The sequence below is a fragment of the Paraburkholderia diazotrophica genome, assembly GCF_900108945.1.
Lineage (GTDB): Bacteria > Pseudomonadota > Gammaproteobacteria > Burkholderiales > Burkholderiaceae > Paraburkholderia > Paraburkholderia diazotrophica.
In genome coordinates, this window is the sequence record NZ_FNYE01000050.1 from 1 (window position 1) to 25,444 (window position 25,444).

A 25,444-nucleotide genomic window follows, 5' to 3' on the forward strand; every position below is an offset into this window, starting at 1 on the left:
CCTGCGCCCGCACCACCTGCGCCCGCACCACCTGCGCCCGAACCGCCCGCGCCTGCACCGCCTGCGCCGTGACCGCCTGCGCCCGCACCGCCTGCACCCGGACCGCCGGCACCTGCACCGCCTGCACCCGCACTGCCCGCGCCCGGACCGCCTGCACCCGAGCCTCCTACGCCCGAACCTCCTCCACCGCGACCGCCTGCAGGCTGCCCTTCCGCAACCTGCAGCGAAGCAGCATCCGGAGAAGGTGCACTGCGCTGATCGGACGAAGCGGAAGACACGGGCGGGGCGAGCTCAGCATTGCCAATTGCAGTTCCCCGGGCAGGAGGTGTCGATGATCTCCCGACTTGACCGGATGAAAACGCTTGTTGCATTGGTGACGTGGGTCGGGTGATCCTGGGCGCATGCCGCGCGATTGCTCTCGGGTGCGGCGCCGAATGGTGGCTATTCTGTGCGGCGGCATCGCCTGCTTGACCAGGCTCTCGTGTAACCGACGGCGGCACAGCAGAATCCGGAGCAGGTCCAGCGAGGAGATCGGACGGAGCGGAAGACACAGGCGGGGCAGGCGCAGCACTGGCAACTGCGGTTCCGCGAGCGGGAGGCGACGATGGTAGCGCGACATGACCGGACCAGGACGCGTGTGGCGCTGGCGACGTCGGTCCGCCGATCCCGAGCGCCTGATCATAGTCGACGCGATCGCCATAGGCGACGATACCCATGACCCCGACAGCCAATGCGCTCGCCGACGCAACCCAAAGCGCAAGGCGCCTGCCCCGCGCAAGTGGTGCGGCCTCGATGTCTGCATCCGGGCTACCTGCACCCGAATGCGCAAGCTTGACCTGCCTGAACGTTACAACAGGCTTCGGATTGTGTCGTCTGATCCTTCCATTCACTACGTTCATGTGCCGTCCCCCTGCGGAGTGCTCATCGAAATGAGCCGCGGGACCGTTCTGCGTATTCGACCCCTGGTTCCGCCACAGCAATGGAGCGGTGTACCAGGTTTTCTATCGTAAGCCTTTGAGCTATGAAAATGCCCGCCATCTTCGTGGCCGATCCGGACGGATGGCCGGAGTCGCCGTCCGCGTGCTCTTCCGCGATGACTTCGCAGTCTGGCGACGACACGATGGTGAAGCATTCGCTGTGCCTGTAGCCCGAACCAATCGAACTGTGTGATCGTGATTGACGCGGAAATAAGGCAAGGCCGGGGATGGCTTGCAGGTAACAGGGCGAATAAGCTGCTTCTAATATCGGATAACGACCAACTGGCAGTTGACCCGACTCTACGGCCGTCGTGCCAATACCTTCGCTGCCGATCGAACACACGCAGTCTCAACGACATCTACCAGAGCGCTCATTTTCTGCTTTCGCTGAAGGCCATTTATTGGTCTTAGCCCTTTGGCGTTTCAAGCGTGACCCGTTGACCGGTTGGCGTTCAAGCCTGAAATGAAGGTCTGTCTGGTCGGGGCTCGTTATGATCGGGCGCGGCTTGACGGGCATCAAGAGCAGCATCCGTCGGGATTAACCGCCGGGCTGCCACATCAATGTCTTTTGTGACCGCGTGGTCTTGACCGAGCACACAACGCGGTGGGACAGCCGGTGAACGTGCGCGCTATCGCAAGCCTTTAACTATCGCTTTCTCAGTCATGAAAGAGGGCTGGGTCCTCCACGAGCTCACGCAGTGGCTTCAGGCTTTTGTTGGCAGCTTCCGTAACCCGGAGGTATCGGTCTACGTTGGCAAGGTTTCCCGAATTCCGGGCCAGTTCGGCCGCCTGCCTCAAAAGCATGATTTTTTCCTCAATGGATCTGACCGTATCCCACAAGGTCCGGTCGATCTCGACATTGAGTTCCGCCATCAGCGTCTTCATGGAAAAAGCGTGACCTGTGTGGCAACGGAACCGGACGATTGAACCTTCGTGAATCTCGACCAGAACGCCGTGGCATTCAGGACATGTGTATCGCGATACGTTCCCAAGCTCCATGATTCCCGACTCCATGCCGCTCGCACCACCGGCTATACGGTTTTCCACGGCCATGCGCTCCGGCGCAACGCCGCGACGGCCTGTTGCAACCGGTTCCCCGCAGCGTTCGGCGATCTGTTGCGCCAGCGATGCGAGATTGCCAACGAAATCTGTTTCGACGTGCTCGATCGCAGTCTCTGGCATCGACGCGTGTTCGGCTTCGGAGGGATCCTGCACCAATGCCATGCCACCCTGATCCTTGATCGCCCATAGGCCCGCCGTGCCGTCATCCAATGCGCCCGTAAGCAACACGCCAATGGCGCGAGGCCCACAGTGGACAGCCGCTGACCTGAACAGGGCGTCGATAGATGGCCGCGCGCGGCATTCTTTGGGACCGCGGGTCAGCTTGACGCGATCCGCATCCACCGTCAGGTGCCTGTCAGGGATGGCGACATAGACGGTCCCTTTCTCCAGTCGCATCCCGTTTTCGGCGGCGACAACACGGAGTCGCGTGGCTCTCGAGATGATGCTATGAAGGAAGCTTGGAGAATGTGCAGGAATGTGAAGCACTACAAGCACAGCTGCGGGCAGCGAAGCAGGCAAACGGCTGAACAGGGCAGTCAGCGCCGGCACCCCGCCTGCGGAGGCGCCGACTGCGACGATATCTCTGGTGTCGGAATGGGGTTGCACGGTCTTCTCCTTTCGTCATTCAACGGGACGAAAACATTCTGATTCGTGACCAGACGGAATCGCTGCCGTGCGATCTGCGAAAGACCACGCTTACCTCCATCGGAAAGCGCAAGCTCTATGCCTTGACCCGTCTGCTGCAATCGATGTCTGCTCGCCAGAGTTGCGGATGCTTTCTCACGGAGGGTGTTTCGAATGAAAAAAGAGCAAGGCCGGGTTCCGCTCGTGACAATCAAGATGTCGATTGACGACGATTTCGCGCGCCCGCTTGGTAAGCCGCAAAACGGTATGTACGGTTTCAGGATATGAGGCGGAACTGCTCCTCAACGCGCGTTCGAATTTCTGCTTACGTGCGAACGCTATCCGACCATGAACGACCGCAGCAAGACTAGACGACAGCTTTCACAAAAGTGATTGAACGCTCTGTCGGTTCGCAGGAGCGCCATATCGCGATCAACCACAGTTCTCGCGGCGTTCCGCCGACATGCAATTCGTAGTGGCAGGCCCGCTCCTGGAGAAATTGCGCAATTGCAGCGTTCGCCTTGCGCAACCGCGACTCCGTACACGTGACGTCTATTCAATGCTCACGTGCGCGTTACCGAGGCGATGGCCGATGCAGGACTTGAAGTCTTCCTTACGCCAAACGCCGGGCTGTTCTTCTGGGCGAAGCCGCCTGTCAGACCTCAGGACAGTATCGAAGTGGCCCACGAAGCGTTGGCAAAATGGATAGGGCTAGCACCCGGCTCCTATTTCCGGCCCGGTGAGCCTGCATCGGAATGGTTCAGGGTCAACGCAGCGACGTCTTACGTTCCTGAACTGTGGGCGCGTATGAAGGGATTGTCGGGACGAACCAGATAGCGAACCGCGAGAATAAGGCAGCCCTGGAAAGACCAAAGCTGCCTGCGTCCGTTACAGAATCGCCATCGACTCCGTCATGTTCTGCCGCATGTAATCCAGGAACCGCTTCTGGAATAGCATCGTGTGTTCGTGCGCCGCTTTTTCGGCGGCATCGGCATCTTTTCTCGCTATTGCGTCTATCAGTTCGTCATGGTCACGCCCGAGCTTTGCTGCCGTAGGCGACGTGACTGTGAAGTCAAAATGCAGATGCAGCAGACGCTGGCCCTCGCCCAACAGGCGCTCGTAATACCCCACGAAATACGGGTTGTTGGCCGCATGTGCGATGGTCATGTGCAGCGCCTTGTTGGTCTCCGACATCGCCTGAAAGTCGCCACTCTCAACTGCCTGCATGTAGACGTCATCCGCCTTGCGAATCCGGGCAAGGTCGGCATCGGTCCGATGCTGAGCCGCGAGGCGCGTGACGGCACGCTGGATAAGATCCAGCGCCGAAATGTATTTCGGAAATTCCTCAATCTCGAACGGCGTCACAAGCGTCGTCCGGTTCGGAAGTATCGTCACCAGCCCTTCGCTAATCAGCCGCGCAAGCGCATCGCGCACCGGCGAACGCGAAAGCCCGAACTGCTCCGCAAGTGAAACCTCGTCCAGCGGCGCACCTGGTTTCAGTTGGAGCGTCAGTATCTGCTTTCGCAGTTCTTCGTAGATGTATCGTCCGCCATGCCGACGGGGCTCAGTCTCCGCCGTACCTTTGCTCATCGTTTCACCACCGTAATCGTGGGCCCGGAAAGACGGGCGCGCATTCAAGTTTATCATCGCGCGCACTCCGCCTCAGGCCTTCGGGAAACCCGAGCCCCACGTATCGCTGAGCATGAAGCCATCGGCCAGCGGGTCGTCGGGGTCGACCCCAATCTGCTGGATACCGTAGAGCCACGCCCGCCCCTGAATACGCGGAAGAACTGCTGGCCTGCCACCCACATCGGTTTTCCCCAGCAATTCGACGTTGAATTCGCCTCCGATCGTCGAGCGCGATTTGAGCCGACTGCCAACGTCCGCCAGTCCCCGGGCGGCCAGCGTTGCGAGGTTGGCTGAACTTCCCGTCCCGCACGGTGACCTGTCAACCCGTCCGGGAGGCAGTGTCGTGCACGTTTGATACAGCTCGTCACTGACGCGGTTGCGGAACATCACGTAGGCGACTTCGTTAATCTGCGGGTAGAGGGGATGCTGTATCCGAATTTGCCGGTTGATGACATCCTTCAGCGAAACCCCAAGCTCCGCAAGCTCGCGCGCATTTTCAGGGGCAATTCTCAGCCCCACCTGTTCGACATCAATGAGCGCGTAATAGACCCCACCGAAAGCGATGTCCGCCATGATTTTCCCGAACTGTGACGTCTCGAAGCTGAAGTCCAGCTGTTCGACAAATGCGGGCACCATGTCGAGCGAAACACCCATACAACGCCCGTCCTTGCAGGTCGCGCGCGCAGTGACCAATCCTGCCGGCGTATCGAGCACAACAGTCGTTTCTGGCTCCTGCATCTCGACCATACCCAGTTCCAGCAACGCGGTCACGACGCAGATCGCGTTACTACCTGACATCGGATGTGCCTTGTCTGCCTGCAGCACAATGAATCCGGCGTGCGCTTCAGGCCGTGTCGGCGGCAGCAGCAGATTAACCGACATCTGAAGGCATCCACGAGGCTCCAGCACGACGAGCCTTCGAAGACTGTCGTCGACTTCGTTGATGTAGTTCATTTTGTCGAGCATCGTCTCACCGGGAATACCGACAACCCCTCCCGTGATGACCTTACCGATTTCGCCTTCGCAATGAACGTCGACCAGCTGAAGCGTCTTTTTCCAGCGCATGATAGTCCCGCTTACTTGATGTACCAGCCCCAAGGCTTGTCACTGTTGAAACGCGTGATTTGCTTGGTCTCGAGATAGTTGTTCAAGCCCCACTCGCCGAGTTCGCGACCAATGCCGCTCTGCTTGTAGCCGCCCCACGGCGCTTCCGTAAACGTCGGCTGGCTGCAGTTAATCCAGACGATGCCCGCGCGCAACGCGCGAGCTACACGCTCGCAACGCGCGTCATCACGAGACATCACTGCGGCAGCCAGGCCAAACCTGGAGTCGTTCGCGGACCGTACCGCTTCGGCCTCTTCATCAAAAGGCCGGATGCAGACCACCGGGCCGAAAATCTCTTCGTTCCATACCCAGCTGTCTTCCCGCACATCCGCAAATACGACTGGCTCCATAAAGTAACCCTTGTCGAGATGCGCCGGACGCCCCCCGCCCGTTACCAGTCGCGCGCCTTCATCCCTGCCACGCTGTACCGCCTCAAGCACCCTTTCGTACTGTCCCTGGCTGACAATAGGACCGAGCAGCACGCCATCCTCGAGGCCGTTTCCGATAGTGATTTTGCGCGTTTCCTCTTCGAGCCGTTGGAGCAGGCGCTCGTAAATGCCACGCTGCACGAGCACTCGCGACGTAGCCGAGCAAACCTCCCCTTGATTCCAGAAGATGCCAAACATAATCCACTCGACCGCGGCATCGATATCGCTATCGTCGAAGACGATAAATGGCGACTTCCCACCCAGCTCAAGGCTGATGTTTTTGATGTCGCGGGCGGCCGCCTGCATGATGCGGCTACCCGTCGGCACGCTACCCGTGAACGCCAGCTTGTCGATTCCGGGATGCGCGCTTAGCGGCGCGCCCGCATCCTTACCCAGGCCGGTAATGATATTGAGCACACCGGGTGGCAGATCGGCGGCAGTTGCGATGTCACCGAGCTCGAGCGCTGTCAACGGTGTCAGCTCTGACGGCTTCAGGACCATCGTACAACCCGCTGCGAGCGCTGGCGCGACTTTCCATGCGGCCATCAGCATTGGGAAATTCCACGGAATGATGGCGCCAGCGACCCCGACGGGCTCCTTGCGCGCAACAGAGCTGAAGCGGTCATCGGGCAGCGCGACAAGCTTCTCCGCAAGAGAGTCCAGCGTTTCGGCAAGCCCGGCATAGAACTCGAAGCAGCCCGCTGCATCGCCTAGGTCCCAGAGAGCCTCCGGGAGCGGCTTCCCGTTGTCGCGCACCTCGATTTCTGCGAGTTCCTGAATACGGTCACGAATACCTTCCCCGATTCTGCGGAGAATAGCGCCACGCTCGGCGCCGCTCATACGCGGCCACGGACCATTGTCGAAGGCTTCGCGGGCAGCCTTGACTGCTGCATCGACGTCTTCCGAAGTTGCAGCGGCGACTTTCGCAAGCACCTTTTCCGTGCTCGGATCGATGGTTTCGAAGGTTCCGTTTTGCACGGGCGCGACCCAGCGGCCATTGATGAAGAGCTTGTCATACGATTTCATGGTCAGATGCATCCCTGCTTTCGCGATTTGATGAGTTTGTCGTCAACGGTTTCGAGCCAGGTGTCCGCGACGGTGAAGCCGGTCTGGAATCTGTCCGTCGGGTCGACGCCAATCTGGGAAATGGCGGTTATCCATGCCTGGCCAGCTACGACGGGCACGACGGCTGCGTAATCGCCGACCGTCGTCGTCGACGCAACCCGGCTTTCGAATCTCGAACCGGTAATTGATTCGTGAATGAACGTCTCGCCCACATCGATGAGGCCGCGCGCATGCAGCACTGCGAGACGCGACGAGGTTCCCGTACCACATGGAGAACGGTCACAGCGTCCGGGCGAAACAATCACGGTATTGCGCGAGAAGAGCCATCCATTTTCCCGTTTCAACGGCCCCATGAACTGCGTGTTCGTCACACCTTTGATGAGTGGGTTCTGTGGATGTGAGAAGGGAAGCTGGTCGACTGCAGCGGCCTTGATTTTCTGTCCAAGTTCACAAAGGTCTCGCGCCTCGTCCGGTGTAATCTCAAAGCCAAGAGATTGCGCATCGACAAGTGCGTAAGTCATGCCGCCGTAGGCGACGTCTATTTTGATGGTGCCGACACCAGTGACCTCGACATTGGCATCAAGGTGAGCAACGAAGGCCGGCTGGTTTGTGAATTCAACTCGCGTCACTTTGCCATTCGAACATTCGCAACGCGCGTGAATGAGGCCGGCGGGCGCCTCCAGCACCAGTTCGGTTACGGGCTCTTCCATCTTCAGGATGCCTGTTTCGAGCAGTACTGTCGCGACGCACATCGTGTTCGAGCCGGACATCGCCACGTATTCGGTTGACTCACCAATCACGTACCCCATCTGCGCGCGAGGGTCCGTCGCCGGCAAAATGAAGTTGACGTTGTGATTGACAGCGCCGCGAGGTTCGAAGAGACAGATTTTTCGCAGCTCGTCGCCGTGTTCTTCGAGATACATCATTTTGTCGAACATCGTTGCGCCGGGCACGTCAATCAGTCCGCCCGTCACCACATTGCCGACTTCACCCTCCGCATGGCAACTCACCATCGTGAAAGTCCTGTTCCAACGCATTGGTTTCTCCGCGACAAATGCTTCAGATGAGTCCGTTTCCTAGAACCGTTTCCTGGAACCGCTTCTTAGAACCGCTTCTTAGAACCGTTTCTTGGAACCGCTTCTTAGAACCGATACGCACTGAATGGCGCAAGGTCTTGCCTGGTGGGACGGCCGGCAACCAGGTCGGCAATCAGCCTTCCCGTTGTGGCGCCGAGTGTGAGGCCAAGCTGCCCATGACCGAACGCCATACAAACATTGCCCAGCCTGCGAGAGCGGTCGATGATAGGTTTAGTGTCGGGAAGGAACGGGCGATACCCCACGCCGTACTCGACCCGCGACGTCCGCATTTCCGGCAGCATGCGTTTCGCTTTCTCCAGGATGATGTCCGCACGTTTGAAATTTGGTTCTGCACCATTGGCAGCGAACTCGATGGTCCCGCCAATCTGCAGACCCCGGGTCATCGGGGTGAAGCAAAAGCCCCCGTCTGCATAGATAGTCGAGTGGCGGATTTCCACACCCAGGTCCGACACGACGGCCTGGTAGCCTGCAATTCCTGCGAGCGGCACATCGATGCCAAGCGAGCCGAAGAACCGGCGTGTGCCAGTACCTGCCGCAACGACAACGTGGTTAGCTGCAACACGTTCGCCATTCGCGAGCGTAACCCCGGTCGCGCGACGATTCGATTCGTCGATTTTCGCGGCTTCAGTCTGGATGCGGCGGCCGCCCTGGGCGATGAAACTTTCCGTGAGTGCTGCGATGAAACCCATCGTATCGCTCACTGCGCGCCAGTCAGGGAAAATCAGCCCGTGAGCGAACTTGCCGGCGAATGCCGGCTCAAGGTCACTGATTTCCTTCGCGTTGAGTCGTTGCGACTTGAAACCAAGCGATTGCCGCAGTTCCAGATGCGGCTGCTCATGGTCCAGTGCACGAGGGTCGTCGAATACTTCCAGAATGGGACGCTCGCCCATGAGCGTCTTGTCATCGCAGGCGTCAAGCAGCGGAGCGAAGTCCGAATAGACGTCATGCGTGAGCGTCGCCATGGACCGGGCAATGTCCACGATTTTCGAGTGTCTCGCGCACATGAGAAACCGGAGGAACCATGGGATGATTCCGGGCAGCGCACTGGGACGAAGCGCGAGCGGCCCCTTCTGGTCCATCAGCCAGCCTGGCACTTTCATGAGAATGCCTGGCTTGGAGAGCGGAATGATTTCGCTCACGGCCATCTGGCCACAACTCCATTTCGCAGTGCTGTTGCCCGGCGCCTCCGGGTCGATGAGTGTGACGGCGTATCCGGCCCGCTGAAGATAGAGCGCGCAGCATACGCCTACGATTCCACCGCCTATCACTACGGCCACTTCCTGTGCGGACGGGAGCCCATCAAGCGAAGACGCTTCGCGAGGAACGGCGTTCAATTGACATACTCCTGCAGACTGAAGCCATGAGCGTATGGCTGCGCGTCGTCGACGTAGTGTTCAGCCCGACCCGTCAGCCATGCGCGACCTTCGACGCTTGGCAAAACTGCGTCGAGGCCGTTCTTCAGCTTTGTTGTTGATTCGACCCGACCTGTGAAACAGCTGCCAATCAGGCTCTGATGTCGGAATGACTGTCCCTCCCGCAGAAGTCCACGCGCATGTCGCTGTGCAACGCGCGCGGATGTGCCAGTGCCACAGGGCGAGCGGTCGATGAGGCTGTCGCCGGCGATAACTACCGCGCGTGCGTCAGCGTCATCCGATAGAGGTGCACCCGTCCACATGGTGTGTTTGACCATTCGAATGCTCGGGTTGTCCGGATGGACTACCTCGATGGCTTCATTCACCGCGGCCTGCAGTTGGCGTCCCCACTTCAAAAGTTCATCTGGAGAGAAGTACTCGCATCCGGGAAAGTTCAGTTGCACTTCGACAATCGGGTAGAAATTGCCGCCGTAAGCAATATCAATGTTGAGTCTGCCGAAATGCGGATGGTCGATTTCAACGTCCCGATAAAGAAGGAAGCTCGGCACGTTGGTAAAGCGGACCGTCCTGACCCGACCGCCTTCCATTTCATACGTGGCGGCCAGTTTCCCCGCAGGCACGTCAACGACGACCGTGCCGGGCAATTTCGGCTGAATGAGCCCGGCTTCGAGTGCAAACGAGATGGAACCAATCGAAGCATGCCCGCACATTGGCAGGCAGCCTGAGGTTTCAATGAATAGCAGGCTCATGTCCGCGTCTTCGGAAAGCGGCGGATAAAACAGTGTGCCGGACATATGGGAATGGCCGCGCGGTTCGAGCATCAACGCCCGCCGAATCCAGTCGTGACTTTCGATGAACGCCTTGCGGCGCGCTTCCATGGTCGCACCCGCAAGAGGCGGCGCCCCGTCAACCACCATACGAACTGGCATGCCTTCCGTATGCCCTTCGATGCTCGCGAAACTGTGTCTGCTCATTCCAGAATGTCTCGAAAGAAAGGAATGCCGGCGGACTGCTCCGCCGGCCTGTTCATCAAGCCTGCGCGGCTTCGAACACGGCCCGGAATTCGGCCTTTTCTTCGTCGGTCAGCGGTTGCAACGGCATGCGGGCTGCGCCGACCTTGAAGCCGGCGAGCTCGCAGCCGTACTTGACCTTCTGCACGAACTTGCCTGCTTCCATCGTCGCCATGACCGGGAAGAGCGAACGCATCACATCCTGAGCGCCGCGAATGTCGCCTGCCGTGAACTTGTTGTAGAAGTCCACCACCTGCTTCACGAAGCAGTTTGCAGGGCCGCAAATCCAGCTGCTTGCGCCCCAGAGGAAGAAGTCGAGTGCCTGGTCGTCGGAGCCGCACGACAGCTGATAGTTGTCCTTGTATTTCTCGCCGATTTCAATGGCGCGCAGCAGATTGCCACTGCTTTCCTTGATACCGACGACGCGCGCGTTGTCCTTAAAGGCGTCGAGCACGCTGAAGCCAACTTCCACATTGGTCCTGACCGGATAGTTATAAAGGACGATGTCGACGTCCGGCACTGCCTTCAGAATGGCTTCATAGTGGCCGATGAGTTCCTGTTGCGACGGCAAGGCGTAATACGGCGGAGCGATGAGCACGTTCCTGTAACCCGCGTCGCGAACGAGTTGAACCTGTTCGATGACTTCGCGGGTGCACGAACCGTTCGCGCCGCCGATGAGCGTGCCACGGTCACCCACGACTTCGAGAACCGTCTTCAGGATGGCGCGTCGCTCGTCGTGCGTCAGCGCATAGTATTCGCCCGTCGAGCCCAGGGGCACGAACCCACTGACCCCTGCCTCGAGCTGGAACTCGAGGATGTTGGCAAGCGTGTCGTGGTCGACGGCACCGGACTGGTTGAACGGCGTAACGAGCGCGGGCAGGATTCCTTTCATCTGCATGTGTTTCTCCACTTAACGATGGACTGGGTGGGTTAGTAGGCAAAACGCCTGAGCAATCGCGTTTCAACCACGCCGACCAGACGCGTCAGCGGGAAAGCGACAAGGAAATAAATCATTGCAACGGTCGTCAGAAACTCGACGGGGCGCGCGGTACTGTTCGAAATGTTCTGCCCGACAAACATCAGGTCAGCAACACCGACAGACGAAATGAGCGCGCTTTCCTTGAACAGACTGACGATGTTCGACAGCAGCGGCGGAATGGCTCGCAGCAATGCCTGCGGGAAAATCACGTACAGAATCTTTACCTGAGGCGAAAGGCTCAGCGCGATACATGCGTCGTGCTGCTCTGCCGAAATGGACTTCAACGCACCGCGAAAGGTCTCGCTGGTAATGGCCGCCATGTACAGCGTCAGCGAAATCACCACAGAAACGTACGGCGGAATCGGAACCCTGAAGACCACGGGGAAGCAGAAGTACACCCAGAACAGCTGGATAAGCAAAGGCGTTCCACGGAAAAACTCCACGTAAAGAGTTGTCGCCGCCTTCATCCAGCGCGAGGGAGACATACGCAGCAGGCTGAGAACAAACCCTGCGAGGCTGCCAATAACCGCGCAGCTGCTCGTGAACGCGACGGTCAGCCCCAGTCCCTTCAGCAAGACCAGCCAGTACGGCAGGACGGTGGAAAAGTCGAGATGCATGGTGTTCCCCTCAACGCTGCACAGCGAGGTCCTGACGACGCTCGATGACGTGGACGAGTCTTGCGATCGGCAGAGACAGCGCGAAGTAGATGAGTGCGACTACCGTGTAGGTCTCGAGCGGCCGATACGCTTCCGTCGCAAGGCTCTTGCCGACATACATGAGGTCCGCGACCGCGACGATAGCGACGAGCGCGCTTTGCTGGAGACTCCCGATGCCATTGGTCATGAGGACCGGCATCGCACTACGAAGCGCTTGCGGCAGTACCACGTAGACCGTGCGTTGCCACGGCTTCAGCCCAAGCGCGACTGACGCGTCAAGGTGCTCCTTGGGCACTGCCTGTACACCAGCCCGATAGGCTTCGGCGTTGAATGCCGTCAGGTTAAGTCCGAGTGCCAGCACGCCCATCATGATGGGGTCGATAAACACATCGACCATCATCGGAATGCAATAGAAGAACCAGACGATTTGAAGCAACGCGGGCGTGCAGCGGAAGAACTCAATGAACAGTTGCGACGGCCAACGGAGAATGACCCAACGGCTCATCGCCAGAAGACACAGAAGAAATCCGAGCACGAGGCCCATGATGTTCGATGCAATCGCAAGCTCGATAGTCACTTTGAGACCGGCGAGCAGAGTACCGACGCTGCCTTGAAGGAAATCGAAGTCGAAGTGATACATGGCAGACCTCAATCGAGATGCAGAACTTTTTCGAGGAATTCGCGAGTGCGGGCTTCTTTCGGGCACTTGAACATGTCGGCCGGGGCACCCTGTTCGACGATTTTTCCGCCCGCACAAAATACGACGCGAGTAGCGATGTCGCGCGCAAAGTGCATGTCGTGCGTCACGATAATCATCGCCATCTTCTGCTCGGCGAGTTGAATCATTACGTTCTGTACTTCGACGACCATCTCAGGGTCGAGCGCCGAGGTCACTTCGTCGAACAACATCAGCTTGGGTTCGAGCATCAGAGCGCGAGCAATTGCAACGCGTTGTTTCTGCCCGCCGGAGAGCTGACTGGGATATGCGTGGAGTTTGCTTTCGAGACCGAGCCGCGCCAGATACATGCGGGCGCGTTCTGTTGCCTGCGCCCTGGAAAGACCACTGACTTTCACGGGAGCGAGGATGAGGTTGCTCAAGACCGAGAGATGCGGAAACAGCGTGTAGTGCTGAAACACCATCCCGATCTGCTTTTGCAGTTTGGTGTCGATACGCTTTGAGCGCCCGGCATCTGCGCCGTAGATGTACGGCTTGCCCTGAAAACCAATCTCGCCGCCCTGAATGCCTTCAAGCCCCATCATCACGCGCAGCAGAGAACTCTTGCCGCTGCCGCTCGGGCCGATGATGACGAGCCGGTCGTCGGCGCGCATATCCAGGTTCATGCGGTCCATGACCACCAGGTTTTCGCCATAGGACTTGAATACGTCCTTGAATTGCACAAATTCGCCGGTCGTGGACGGCGAGAGGTCCGCAACGGCCGACGGAATGTGGTTTTGGGAAACCATGGTTTGAGGTGACAACATGAAGTCTCTCCAGCGGAACGCGCCGATGGGCGCGTGATTGTGAATCGAATCCGACGTTTTCCTGATGTGCTGACACGATGCGCAGAAGCCATCTGCATCGGCTTCAGCCTTACCTCCTATGCGGCACACATTATTGTGCCCTTTGTTGTGTGCAGCGATGTATGCAATACTAGGAGGACGAGTTTGGGACTGTCAACGACCGTTGGCTGAATCCAGGGAAATCACTGAGCGCTTGAGTCGCCAGTTGGAAAAGAGGCGAACCCATTCCGTGATGGCTGAAATGAAAGACGGCAGGGAGCTGGATAGCTCTCTGCCGTGCAAGCATCGAGGCTCCGAACTTGTGGCAAATCGCCGAACCGGGCAAGCACCATGGTCGGCATGCTCTCTGCAAGCCCATTGCGGGCTCGCGGCAATGCGCAGCGAAACTACTTGTTCGACGCCAGCATCGACTGGACGGAGACCTTGATGAGCCGATTGACGGCACCCGAACTGACTTGCTGGCTCAAATACCTGTTGAGAACGGCAATATCGGCGGGCGGAGTGTCCTTGCGGACGCCAAACGCGACTTCCTGTTGTGCCAGCGGCGGCGTCGGTTGAATGGCGGCGGCCCAGTCCGGATGCGCTTCAGTCAAAAGCATATTGGTGATATTCGCGTCGGCCAGAAGGTCCGCGCGTTTCGACATCAGCGCAAGACGCGTTTCGTCGTTGCCCGGCAGTCGCATGATTTGAGCTTGCTTGAAGACGGCCGAGATCGCCTTGTCCTGCGCGGTCCCCGACATGACCGCGACATTCACGCCCGGCTTGTCGATTTCCGCAATCGTGTGGGCCCCCTTGGGAATCTTTGGGTTGTTCTTGTTGTAGACGAAAGATACGTTGTAATCCGTCGCGGGCGCTGAAAAAGAGATTGCTTTCTCGCGCTCAGGCGTATCGTTCAGCGCCATCGACAGATCCCATTTGTCCGACTGTAGACCGGCGACGATGTTGTCCCACGTCGTATCGACGAACTCGACCTTTACCTTCAGTACGTTCTGCCCGAAGTTTCGGCACAGCTCCGAAAAGAAGCCGCTGTATTCCCCGGTCTTGGGGTCGCGCATGACATACGGGGGCGCCACTGCCGCTCCACATCGCAAAACACCCGCTTTCTTCACGCTTTCCCAGCCGGTGTCGTCGGCGCGGGATGGCGCGCTCGCGATAACGCAGCTGGCTGCGACCAGACACACAAGAGCTTGATGAGTGAAACGAGACAGCCGAACCATAAGTGACCTCGCAAATAAGAATAATTCCGCAGACACACATCTACACCACACATAACTGTGCATCTAGTTGTGTGCAGCGTTGTATGCATAGTAGGAAGCCAATATTTGGACTGTCAACCAGGCGATTGCCCTACCCCCTCGGGCAAGGACTGAATCGTCAACGTATGGAGTCAAGACCGACGCTCGTATCAAGTGATAAGCGGCCGCGTTAATCGCCGCCGAAGCCTGGCCGCGTAACCGCAAGGTGATGTGCCCGCATTGGGTGATACGAATCTACGGGTAATGGAACGGATGCCGATGTGCGTTTTCGAATCAACGCTTATCGATGACGGCCGTTGCGAAACCCACGCGACGGCCGGCGGCGACCCTATGTTGACTGTGCCCGTTTGCTAGCCTGTGCGCAGAACACGTAGCACGGAATGCGATAGCGGCATGTGCTATCTGGCTATGAAACGCATGCAGGCATAGCGGATTCAGCCTTCTTGCGAGTGATCATCGACCAACGAACCTTGGGATGTTTCCTCCAGATCCGCAACGATCCAGTTCAGACAGCTCTGCGCAAGTTCGTCCAGCTGTCGCCCGGCTAGTGTCATCACTTGAAGCCGGCGCTGCGTCAACAAAGGATTGTCAAAAGGGATCGCAGTGAGGCCGTCGATGCCCAGTCGCTTAGCGACCGACACGTACCCCGACGGCATGATCGCCTGGGGAACCGCCTGAGCGAAACGATAGAGTGCAGCGACATAGCGGCTGGTCATCATGGGCACGATCTCGATGCCCTCGACATTGCACGCGATATCAAACAACTGCCGGTTGGTCGTGCCCTTGTCCTGCAGCACGACGGGATACGCAGTGATATCCCTGAGCGACACCTGTGGCCTGGTCGCGAGCGGATGATCGACATGCATCAACGCCATGACTGGCGCTTTCTGCGTGAACTGCACGACGACACCCGGCTCGGGCTTGAAGCTGAATGCAAGTGAGATCGACGCTTGCCCCGACAGCAATAGTTGGCTCGCCCGTTCGGACGACACCACCTCCAGTTCAATGGCGATATCCGGATGCTCGCCGCAAAAGGTACTGAGCGATACGGGCAGAAAGTCGAACGCAAATCCTTCGGTGCACGCAATCGTGATAGTCCGCGCGCGCCTACGCTCCTCCCCCTGGATCTCATCAAAGACCGCCTGCGCGTCGGATAACGTGCGTTGCGCGTGACGCAGCAGCAACCGGCCCGCGTGCGACAGCACCATCCCGCGCGCGTGACGCTCGAAGAGCGGCACGCCGATATCGCCTTCCAGCTTTGCGATATGGCGGCTTAACGCCGAGACGGTGAGGCCGAGTTTTTCCGTTGCAGACGACAGCGAGCCGGCCTGTGCGACGACCGAAAAATAGTAGAGAGAGGGCTCGAGCAGTTTGCGCATCTTGAACCAGGAGACGAGCGACGTTTGATCTTTATGCAAATGTACCTTGTTTGATTGCGAATACCAAAACCCTTCAAGCCCGGTACGCTGGACACAATCGATCGAACAAACGCAACCGATATGTCCCGACAAAACGCAATCGCCCGAGTCCGCTCGCATTTCGACAGCGGCGCTTTCTTCGACACACTGAGCCGCCGTGTCGCGCTCGCAACCGAAAGCCAGCAAGCCGATGCCGCGCCACTGCTGCGCCGATATCTTTCAGAGGAGATCGAAAGCCAGCTTGTCTCGCTCGGCTTCGTCTGCGAGATACTGGAAAACCCCATCCCGGGCATGCCGCCGTTTCTGGTCGGCGAGCGCATCGAGTCGCCGAGTCTGCCGACCGTGCTGCTATACGGCCATGGAGATGTGATCGGTGGCGACGCGTCCAACTGGACGAACGCACGCTCGCCGTGGCAAGTGAAAGTCGAAGGCGAGCGCTGGTACGGCCGCGGTATCGCGGATAACAAAGCCCAGCATTCGATCAATCTCGCGGCGCTCGCGACGGTCTTCGCGGAACGCGGCGAGCTAGGCTTCAATGTGAAGATCATCTTCGAGATGGGCGAGGAGGTCGGCTCGCCGGGGCTCGACGTCATGTGTTCGACGCTGCGCGAACGCCTGCGCGCCGACTTGCTGATCGCCTCTGACGGCCCGCGACAACGCGCGCCCTCGCCCACGGTATTCCTCGGTTCGCGCGGCGCGCTGCATTTCCGTCTGTCACTGGTCAATGCGTTCGGCGCGCGTCATTCGGGCAACTGGGGCGGCGTGCTCGCCAATCCGGCGACCGTGCTCGCGAATGCGCTTGCGAGCCTCGTCGACGGTCACGGTCGCATCCGTATCAACGGCCTCCTGCCGCCCGCCATTCCGCCGCAAGTGCGTGAACGCGTCGCGCATCTCGAGATCGGCAAGGACGAAGGCGATCCGCCTTTGTCGCCGAATTGGGGCGAACCGGGGCTGACGCCCGCCGAACGTGTATTCGCCTGGAACACGCTCGAAGTCCTCGCGATGCAGTCGGGCAACGTCGCCAATCCTGTGAGCGCGATTCCACGCGCGGCGGAAGCGGTCTGCCAGTTGCGCTTCGTCGTCGGCACCGACTGGCATCGCGCGAAAGAACTGATCGAAGCGCATCTCGCCCGCGAGGGCTTCGACGGTATCGAAGTGACGATCGAAGCATCGGGCGCCGCAACGAGGCTCGATCCGAACAACCCCTGGGTCGCGTTCACGGAACGCTCGATCGAATCGACGACGGGCAAGCCCGTGACGCTGCTGCCCAATCTCGGCGGCACGATTCCGAACGAATGCTTCGCGGACACGCTCGCTCTGCCGACCATCTGGATTCCACACTCGTATCCCGGCTGTCGTCAGCATGCGCCCGACGAGCACGTGCTCGCGCCCGTCATGCGCGAAGCACTGGAGTTGATGACGGGCGTCTTCTGGGATCTGGGCGAGCCCGATGCGCCGCACAGCAGTTGAAGCCGTACAACAGTGGCGCCGTTTTAGCTCTCCTCCCGACCTCTTGCACGGAACACACACCATGGATTCGACTGTCATCGACGATGGCGTACACCGCCCCGACGCGGGGCCCATGCGGCGTCTGATCGTCGCGACGAGTATCGGCAACGCACTCGAATGGTTCGACTTCGCGGCCTACGGCTTCTTCGCCGTCACGCTGTCGAAGCTGTTTTTCCCGGCGCACGACGAGACCGTCTCCCTGCTGATGACGTTCGGCACCTTCGGTCTCTCCTATGTGTTCCGCCCGCTCGGTGCGCTGTTGCTCGGACGTTATGCGGACCGTCGCGGACGCAAGGCGGCGCTGCTCCTGTCGCTTGCATTGACGACAATCGGCACGCTCATCTGCGCGGTCATTCCGACGTATGCACAGATTGGCCTTGCCGCGCCTGTCGGCCTGATGACCGCGCGCATTCTCATCTCTTTCTCGACAGGCGGCGAGTTTGGCAGCGGCACGGCGCTCATGATTGAGCAGAAGAGCAAGCGCAAGGCATTCCTCGCGAGCTGGCAGTTCTCCAGCCAGGGCATGAGCACCGTGCTCGCGTCGTGCGCGGGGCTCGCGCTCAGCACGCAGTTGTCGCCGGAACAGATCGAATCGTGGGGATGGCGTGCGCCTTTCATCTTCGGCTTGCTGGTCGCGCCTGTAGGGCTTTATATCCGCAAGCATATCGACGATACGTTGCCCGACGCCGCTCACAGCGCGAAGCGCAACGCCCCTGTGCGCGAACTGCTCGCGCAGAGCAAGGGCCGCATCCTGCTCGCTGCCGGCATCATGGCCGTATCGACGGCCGCGAGCTATCTGATGATCCTCTACATGCCGACCTACGCTGTGAAGCAATTGCACTTGCCGGCATCGACGGGCTTCGCCGCGACGGTTGTGACGGGCGCAATCCTGATGATCTTCACGCCGCTCATGGGCCATCTCGCAGATCGCTACGGACGCAGCCGCATGATGGTGATCTCGGCCGTGATCACCATCGCTACGATCTATCCGTGCTTCGCGTGGCTGCTGTCGAGCCCATCGTTCTCCGTGCTGATGGCGATCATGGTGTTGGCCGGCGCGTTGAAGGCCATCTACTTCGGTCCGCTCGCTGCCGTGCTCTCGTCGCTCTTCCCGACCAGCGTGCGCAGCACGGGTCTCGGATTCAGCTACAACATCGGCGTCATGGTGTTCGGCGGATTCACGCCGTGGCTCGTGACCGCGATGATCGGCGCGACGCACAATCCGCTGTCGCCCGCGTTCTACCTGATGGCGTGCGCGGTGTTGAGCCTTGCATGCGTCGCGCTCTATCACTACAAGCTCGTCAAGCACATCTGAGCCATGAACCATCTCACCAACGATTTCAGCGGCTGGCTGATGTATCACTCGGTCGGCGTGTATCCGGGCCATCGCGAAGCAATGACGGAAGCGCTCGCGAATTTTGCCGCAACGTGGTGCGCGCCAGACGACACGCGCTGGGACGCCGCGCTTGCCGCACGCGCGCAGCTGCTTTCCGACTGGGCCGCGCTGATCGGTGCGCAAGACGCGAACGTGTTTGGCGCGCAAAACGTGACCGATGCCTTTGCCCGCTATCTCGACGGCCTCGCTGACGACGTGCTGCGCAATCGCATCGTGCTCGTCGCGGCGGATTGCTTCCCGAGCCTGCACTTCCTGCTGACGGGCCTCGCACAGCGACGCGGCTTCACGCTGCGTACCGTGCCCGTACGCCAGGGGGAAAGCTATGTGCGCGACGAAGACTTCATCGAGGCATGGACCGACGATGTCGCGCTAGTGCTCGTGACGTGGGTATCGTCGCTGACATCGAAGCGCGTGAATCTTGCCGCGATGTGCGAGCAGGCACGCCGACGCGGCAGCCTCGCGGCGCTCGATGTCACGCAGGGCATCGGCATCCTGCCGTTCGATCTGAACGACACGCCCTTCGACTTCGTCTGCGGGTCGACGCTCAAATGGCTGTGCGGCGCGCCGGGCACAGGCCTGGGCTATATCGCGCCGCATGCGCTCAAAGCGGGCGCGACGCCTGCCGTGCGCGGCTGGTTCAGTCAGGAAAATCCGTTCAACTGGAACATCGATGCCTTCAGCTATGCATCCGACGCGCGCCGCTTCGATACGGGCACACCTTCGGTGCTGCCTTTCGTCGCCTCGCAGCCGGGCATGTCATGGATGCGCGCGCAGCCTGAAGGCAGCGTGCGCGCACACAATCTTGCGCTGTGCCACGAACTGATCGCACTCGTCGACGACAAGGGTTATCGCCTGCTCTCCCCGCGCACCGACGACGAACGCGGCGCGAGCATCATGGCCGAAGTCCCTGCTCATCTCGATGCTGCGAAGATTGTCGTGCAACTGAAGGACGCGGGCCTCTTCGTCGATTCGCGCAGCCGCACGCTGCGCTTCTCGCCGGGTATCTGCACGACCCGCGCGGGACTCGACAGGCTCGCGCAATGTCTGCCGCGATGATTGCGGGCGGCGTCTTCTCTCGCGCGCCGCGGCGCATGGGCATCGCCTGCGTGCTGACAGGGCCGCCGGTGCGCACGAACATGATGCGCCACCGCTTCCCTTTCCTCACCGATGCGAATTCCCATGAACACTTCTTCCATTACTTCCTCACCGGCTGATGCAGCGATCGAAGGCGTGCGAGGCATTCTCGTATCCATGCCTTGCACCGACCTTCCCGCCACGATGCAGTTCTTCATCACGCGCCTGGGCTTCCGGCTCGATGCGATCTTCCCCGCAGACGGTCCGCGCACCGCGATCCTTTCTCGCGACGGTTTCAAACTACGACTCGGCCTCGATATACGCGACGGCATCAATACGCTAGACGTCCTCTGCGACGATCCTTCGCAAATGCCCGGCGAAACGCGCGAGCTGATCGCGCCGAATGGCGTCACCGTTCGGCTCGTTCACGCCAATCCGCCGATGGTGCTGCCGCCGACGCGCCAGCAACTCGTGCTCGCCCGCGCAAACGACGATGCACACTGGAGCGTCGGACGCGCGGGCATGCGTTATCGCGATCTGCTGCCCGAACGACATGGCGGTGCGTTCATCGCGTCGCACATTCGCATTCTCGATGGCGGACCCGTGCCCGATTACGTGCATTTCCACAAGATCCGCTTTCAGACCATCTTCTGCCGAAAGGGCTGGGTGCGTCTCGTCTACGAAGGGCAAGGCGATCCATTCGTCCTCGAAGCGGGTGATTGTGTGCTTCAGCCGCCCGAGATCCGTCATCGCGTGCTGGAAAGTTCGGCGGGTGCCGAGGTGATCGAACTCGGCAGCCCCGCCGAACACATCACGATGGCCGATCACAACATGGCGCTGCCCTCGCCTGTCTATGATCCGGACCATGAATTCAACGGTCAGCGCTTCGTCCGGCATGTCGCAAAGCAGGCGGTGTGGAAAGCGTGGAAATCGCCGGGCTTCGTCGTGACGGACACAGGCATCGGCGCGGCAACGAAGGGACTCGCGGGCGTGCGCGTGATACGACCGCAAGGCGAGGGACAAGAAGCCTTGCGCATGCACGATACGGAGTTCTGTTTCTTCTTCGTGCTCGCGGGCAGTTTCGACGTCGTGCAAGGTGACGAGCAATGGCGTCTCTGCGCGGACGACAGCATCGCGATCCCGGGCATGCTTCCTTACGCGTTCAAGCATTGCAGCGCGGATCTGGAACTGCTCGAAGTGACCTTGCCGGCCGATTTCTCACTCTCATGAACAACCGCTCGTGATCGTTTTATGGAAGCGCGATGGCCGGTTTCGGCGTCGCGCTTTTTTCATTCCCACGCTGGAAAGAAGCCTTGCGATTCTCGCAAACCCAGCTTGATAGATTGCGAATACAAGAATTTTTTCGTGTGGGTAATGTGGCACGCGGAGCCGACGATACACGCACTCCATCCGCGATAGGTTCTCCACAAATCCATTACTTCGTCATGCAAATGAAGAAAAAGACAATATCGGCTTTCGCGCTTCTCGCTGCCTGCGGCGTTGCGCAAGCGAATACCAGTTCCGTCACGCTGTACGGACTCATCGACTACGGCGTGAACTACCAGAGCAACGCCGGAGGCGGACGCGTGTTCGGCGGCGCGAGTGGCATCATGCAGGGCTCACGCTGGGGCTTCAAGGGTGTCGAGGACCTGGGCGGCGGTCTGTCGGCGATCTTTCAGCTCGAAAACGGCTTCGATCTCGGTAAAGGCACTGCGCTGCAGGGCGGTTTGTTGTTCGGACGCCAGGCGTACATGGGGCTGTCGAGCAAGACGTATGGCACGTTGACACTGGGACGTCAGTACGATTCGCTCGTGACGTTCGTCGAATCCCGCATGAATTCGGCGAACTATGGCGGCGGTACCACTGCGCATCCGGGCGATCTCGACAACCTCAACAACAGCAAGCGCGTAAACAACTCGGTGAAGTATATGAGCCCCAGCTTTGGCGGGCTCACCGTTGGCGGCGTGTATGGCTTTGGCGGACAGGCAGGCGATTTCACGCGCAATCAGATCTGGTCGGTCGGTGCAGGCTACGAATATGGCAACTTCTCAGCGGGCGCGGCCCTCATGGAAGTGAGAAACCCGAACCAATCGTTCTTTACGGCAACGCCCACGAACATCACAGGTACGAACGTCAACAATATGACGGCAAGCCCGGTCTACAGCGGATACGCTTCAGCTCACACTTATCAGGCCGTCGCCGTCGCTGGCAACTATACCTTCGGTCCCGCTACATTTGGTCTTGTCTATAGCAACGTGCAATTCAAGGATCTCGGCGATACATCGTCCGGCTCCGATCCCCTCAAACTGACGGGCACCGCGAAGTTCAATACGGGCGAATTCAATCTAACCTATTTCTGGACGCCGGCTCTGGCGAGCGAACTCGTCTATAGCTACACGCATGGCTCGGGAGCGGGGACGATCGGCAACTCTGAGTACAACACCATTTCGTTGTCACTCGACTATTACCTTTCGAAGCGCACGGACGTGTACGTCATCAGCAGCACGCAATTTGCGAGTGGTACAGATTCAACGGGCCACGCGGCGCGAGCGACGCTCAATGCGCTGACGGCATCATCGACGAACCGGCAGACGTTCGTTCAGTTAGGGATTCGACACAAGTTCTGAGCCCGCAAACCGCCGCGACGTGATCTGCGAAGCGTTGGAAGCGAAGCGTCCGGGTAAACCGTTTGGCCGCGATAGCGGCGTAAATCCGGGGCCGACGCGGTTTAGAATGCGCAAGCCAACATCGGGGAGCGTGCAAGCGCGAGCGTCCTGACGACTCGACGTGGTCATAGACCCTGGCACGCACGGATGCTCTTTGCGCGAGAACAACCAGATTTCCGCTCTGGCCAGTTCCAATGTAAGTTGGGCCACGCGAGCGTCTCTTTGGAAGGTTTCGCGCACAACAAAGTCCGCCGCGCCCTGCCCGAAAAGCTCACTCCAGTTCTGGATAGTATCGTTTGCCCATGTCGGCGAGTCATTCTAAAGCTTCCGCGCGATCACGTGCCGCAGGAACAAGGTCTCAAACCGTTGAACATATAAAGCCTTGCAGGCGTGTCCGCGAGGACTGCACTGCGCTCTTCATCATCCGCAAGCAGCGCGCGAAACAGCTTGAGCGCGTGGGCAAAATGCTCACGGGCTTCGTACTGTGTATGCGGCCAGTCGCTGCCCCACATCAGGCGACCAGGACCGAACGCCTCCTTCAAAAGACGAACCGCTTCATGCATGTCATCGTCACCCGTGCGAAGGTCGCGCCAGTTCCGGTACGCCGCTGATATCTTCACCCACACGCGCTGCGTATGAGCCAGTTCGAGAAGACGGCGAAAGCCCGGGTCACGGACACCGAGATCAGGATCGGGCCTGCCGAAATGATCGACGACCACGTTCACGCCGGCTTCCAGAAGCGGCTCGACGATACGCTGCAGCCGCGCCGCTTCCGCATGCACCTCGACATGCCATCCCAGTTCTCGGACATATGCGAGCGTTTGTCCGCTCACCCAGTTATCGAGTGGCAGGTCGGCATGGCCGATCAGATTCAGGCGGATTCCAGCGACGCCCGCGTCCGCCATCTCCGTCAGTGTGTCTTTTGCGCAGTCGCGCCCGATCACCGCGACGCCACGTAGTCTTTCGGGCGCGCGGCGCAACGCATCGAGCAGATAGCTGCAATCCGCGCCAAGAAAGCTGGGCTGTACAAGCACGCCGTGTGTTATGCCGTGCGCGTCCAGTTGTGCCAGATAGGCGTCGAGCGGCGCGTCGTAGTCGGGCGCATAGCGCCGCCGCTGGGTGAGCGGCAGGCCGCGCTCGAATACATGCGCATGCGTATCGACAGATCCAATGCGGGCGGGACGACGCGCATCCTGCCGATGGCTCGCGTCTGTCCCCGACTTCTCCATCATGAACATTCCTTCATCACCGGTCTTGCGCGGCTACGCGCGAATGCGCGCGTCAATGCCTTTGCGCGTGAGAGAGCGCGCCCGGATGTTGCGTATCCAAAGCGGCATCGCCTAGTGCTCGGCCGCGCGTCTCCGGCAGCATCAGCACGGACAGCACGACGATCGCGTAGGCGAGTCCTGCATCGATCCCGATCGCCGTTCCGAGTGACATATTTGCGGACATCTGTCCGACGAGCACCGGAAAACCCGCCGATGCAACACGGCCGAAGTTGTAGCAGAACCCGACACCCGTGCCGCGCATCCCACGCGGATACAGTTCGTTGAACAACGCGCCCATGCTCGCGGGAATGCCCGCTGCAAAAAAGCCCAGCGGAAAGCCGAAGAACAGCATCGCGGTATTGCCGAGCGGAAGAAACAGATAGGCGATCACGGTTATCACGCAGCAGATCGCAAACGTGAGAATGGTCTTGCGGCGTCCGATGCGGTCCAGCAGTTGCGCGCTCGCGATGCACCCGCAAAAGAATGCGACGATCACGACAGCGAGGTAGCCTCCCGTGCCCAGCACCGAAAGGTGGCGCTCGCTCTTCAGAAACGTGGGCAGCCAGGTCATCAGCGCATAGTAGCCGCCATGCGCGCCGACGCCGAGCAACGCGCCGATCAGCGTCATACGCAACACTTGTGGAGAAAAAATGCCGACGATCGCACCGGGCGCCGGTTCGTCCTGGCGCACTCGCGGATCGCGCGCCGTGCGGGCAGGCACGGCGGGTTCCTGCACGCCGCGTCGAACGTAAAGGATCAGCAGCGCGGGAATGATGCCGATCCCGAACATCGCGCGCCACGCGGTTTCCCCGGGCAGCAGCGAAAACATCACCGCATAGAGCAGCACCGCTGCGCCCCAGCCGACGGCCCATGCGCTCTGTACGCTGCCCATTGCCTTGCCGCGATGCTCGTTGCGGATCGTCTCCGCCATCAGCACTGCGCCGGCCGCCCATTCCCCTCCGAAGCCGAACCCCTGCAGCGTCTTGAGCACGAGGAACTGCGGATAGTTCTGCGCGAACGCGCACAGGAATGTGAACACGGAAAAGAACGCGACCGTCCATTGAAGCGTCTTTACGCGACCCAGCCGGTCCGACAGCATGCCCGCGATCCAGCCGCCCAGCGCGGACGCGACCAGCGTGACGCCACTGACGAGCCCCGCTTGAGTGCGACTGATCGACCATTCCGCGACGATCGCCGGAATCACGAGGCTGAACATCTGCACGTCGAGCGAATCAAGCGCCCATCCGCCGAAACACGCCCAAAACGTCCGGCGTTCGTTGCCTGAAATCTCGCTGAACCACTTGAACATTGCCGTCTCCATGCGTCGTCGCT

Annotated in this window: 21 protein-coding genes; 6 read left to right on the plus strand and 15 right to left on the minus strand. The window is 59.8% G+C overall.

Features of this window, described 5'->3' with window-relative positions; all coding sequences use genetic code 11:
- Positions 1-1,634 precede the first annotated feature (1,634 nt).
- The 13 genes from BMW76_RS35550 to BMW76_RS35615 form a co-directional block, all read right to left on the minus strand.
- Positions 1,635-2,645, minus strand: coding sequence for a chemotaxis protein CheB (locus BMW76_RS35550; RefSeq protein WP_090873499.1), 1,011 nt, complete (start codon positions 2,643-2,645; stop codon positions 1,635-1,637).
- Positions 2,646-3,551: 906 nt separating this feature from the next.
- A complete protein-coding gene (locus tag BMW76_RS35560) occupies positions 3,552-4,253 on the minus strand; it encodes a GntR family transcriptional regulator (RefSeq protein ID WP_177200588.1) in 702 nt (233 codons plus the stop codon).
- 72 nt (positions 4,254-4,325) lie between these two features.
- Entirely contained in the window at positions 4,326-5,357 is a 1,032-nt protein-coding gene (locus BMW76_RS35565; RefSeq protein WP_090873531.1) for a proline racemase family protein, read from the minus strand.
- 11 nt (positions 5,358-5,368) lie between these two features.
- Positions 5,369-6,850, minus strand: a complete 1,482-nt coding sequence (locus BMW76_RS35570) for an aldehyde dehydrogenase family protein (RefSeq protein WP_090873532.1) — start codon at positions 6,848-6,850, stop codon at positions 5,369-5,371.
- Between the two features lie 2 nt (positions 6,851-6,852).
- Positions 6,853-7,926, minus strand: coding sequence for a proline racemase family protein (locus BMW76_RS35575; RefSeq protein ID WP_090873500.1), 1,074 nt, complete (start codon positions 7,924-7,926; stop codon positions 6,853-6,855).
- A 104-nt stretch (positions 7,927-8,030) separates the two neighbouring features.
- Positions 8,031-9,320: an NAD(P)/FAD-dependent oxidoreductase gene (locus BMW76_RS35580; RefSeq protein WP_090873501.1), complete on the minus strand. Its 1,290-nt coding sequence runs from the start codon at positions 9,318-9,320 to the stop codon at positions 8,031-8,033.
- Positions 9,317-10,333, minus strand: coding sequence for a 4-hydroxyproline epimerase (locus tag BMW76_RS35585; RefSeq protein WP_090873502.1), 1,017 nt, complete (start codon positions 10,331-10,333; stop codon positions 9,317-9,319). The genes BMW76_RS35580 and BMW76_RS35585 overlap by 4 nt, the downstream gene beginning before the upstream one ends.
- A 55-nt stretch (positions 10,334-10,388) precedes the next feature.
- Positions 10,389-11,267, minus strand: coding sequence for a 4-hydroxy-tetrahydrodipicolinate synthase (dapA, locus tag BMW76_RS35590; protein WP_090873503.1), 879 nt, complete (start codon positions 11,265-11,267; stop codon positions 10,389-10,391).
- 32 nt (positions 11,268-11,299) lie between these two features.
- The gene (locus BMW76_RS35595) at positions 11,300-11,965 is read right to left on the minus strand and encodes an amino acid ABC transporter permease (RefSeq protein ID WP_090873504.1); all 666 of its coding nucleotides are present in this window, start codon (positions 11,963-11,965) and stop codon (positions 11,300-11,302) included.
- Between the two features lie 10 nt (positions 11,966-11,975).
- The gene (locus tag BMW76_RS35600) at positions 11,976-12,644 is read right to left on the minus strand and encodes an amino acid ABC transporter permease (protein WP_090873505.1); all 669 of its coding nucleotides are present in this window, start codon (positions 12,642-12,644) and stop codon (positions 11,976-11,978) included.
- Between the two features lie 8 nt (positions 12,645-12,652).
- Entirely contained in the window at positions 12,653-13,486 is an 834-nt protein-coding gene (locus BMW76_RS35605; RefSeq protein WP_090873506.1) for an amino acid ABC transporter ATP-binding protein, read from the minus strand.
- Positions 13,487-13,911: 425 nt separating this feature from the next.
- Entirely contained in the window at positions 13,912-14,580 is a 669-nt protein-coding gene (locus BMW76_RS35610; RefSeq protein ID WP_245763528.1) for a substrate-binding periplasmic protein, read from the minus strand.
- Positions 14,581-15,215: 635 nt separating this feature from the next.
- Complete coding sequence (locus BMW76_RS35615; RefSeq protein WP_090873533.1) at positions 15,216-16,160, minus strand: LysR family transcriptional regulator; 945 nt, start codon at positions 16,158-16,160, stop codon at positions 15,216-15,218.
- A gap of 120 nt (positions 16,161-16,280) precedes the next feature.
- On the opposite strand from BMW76_RS35615, the gene BMW76_RS35620 reads away from it, so the two are divergent.
- From BMW76_RS35620 to BMW76_RS35640, 6 genes are all read left to right on the plus strand, one after another.
- Positions 16,281-17,669, plus strand: coding sequence for a M20 family metallopeptidase (locus tag BMW76_RS35620; RefSeq protein WP_090873508.1), 1,389 nt, complete (start codon positions 16,281-16,283; stop codon positions 17,667-17,669).
- A gap of 61 nt (positions 17,670-17,730) precedes the next feature.
- Positions 17,731-19,023, plus strand: coding sequence for an MFS transporter (locus BMW76_RS35625; protein ID WP_090873509.1), 1,293 nt, complete (start codon positions 17,731-17,733; stop codon positions 19,021-19,023).
- 3 nt (positions 19,024-19,026) lie between these two features.
- Positions 19,027-20,160, plus strand: a complete 1,134-nt coding sequence (locus tag BMW76_RS35630) for an aminotransferase class V-fold PLP-dependent enzyme (protein WP_090873510.1) — start codon at positions 19,027-19,029, stop codon at positions 20,158-20,160.
- A complete protein-coding gene (locus BMW76_RS41475) occupies positions 20,145-20,318 on the plus strand; it encodes a hypothetical protein (RefSeq protein ID WP_177200589.1) in 174 nt (57 codons plus the stop codon). Before BMW76_RS35630 ends, BMW76_RS41475 begins: the two co-directional genes overlap by 16 nt.
- A complete protein-coding gene (locus BMW76_RS35635; RefSeq protein WP_177200590.1) occupies positions 20,284-21,408 on the plus strand; it encodes a cupin domain-containing protein in 1,125 nt (374 codons plus the stop codon). The genes BMW76_RS41475 and BMW76_RS35635 overlap by 35 nt, the downstream gene beginning before the upstream one ends.
- 221 nt (positions 21,409-21,629) lie before the next feature.
- Positions 21,630-22,805: a porin gene (locus tag BMW76_RS35640; RefSeq protein ID WP_177200593.1), complete on the plus strand. Its 1,176-nt coding sequence runs from the start codon at positions 21,630-21,632 to the stop codon at positions 22,803-22,805.
- Positions 22,806-23,179: 374 nt separating this feature from the next.
- Here BMW76_RS35640 and BMW76_RS35645 read toward each other — a convergent pair whose 3' ends face one another.
- Both BMW76_RS35645 and BMW76_RS35650 read right to left on the minus strand, forming a co-directional pair.
- A complete protein-coding gene (locus BMW76_RS35645) occupies positions 23,180-24,076 on the minus strand; it encodes an amidohydrolase family protein (protein ID WP_090873535.1) in 897 nt (298 codons plus the stop codon).
- A gap of 49 nt (positions 24,077-24,125) precedes the next feature.
- Positions 24,126-25,421 carry an MFS transporter gene (locus BMW76_RS35650; protein WP_090873512.1) on the minus strand — a complete coding sequence of 432 codons (1,296 nt, stop codon included), beginning with the start codon at positions 25,419-25,421 and terminating at the stop codon, positions 24,126-24,128.
- Positions 25,422-25,444: the final 23 nt, after the last annotated feature.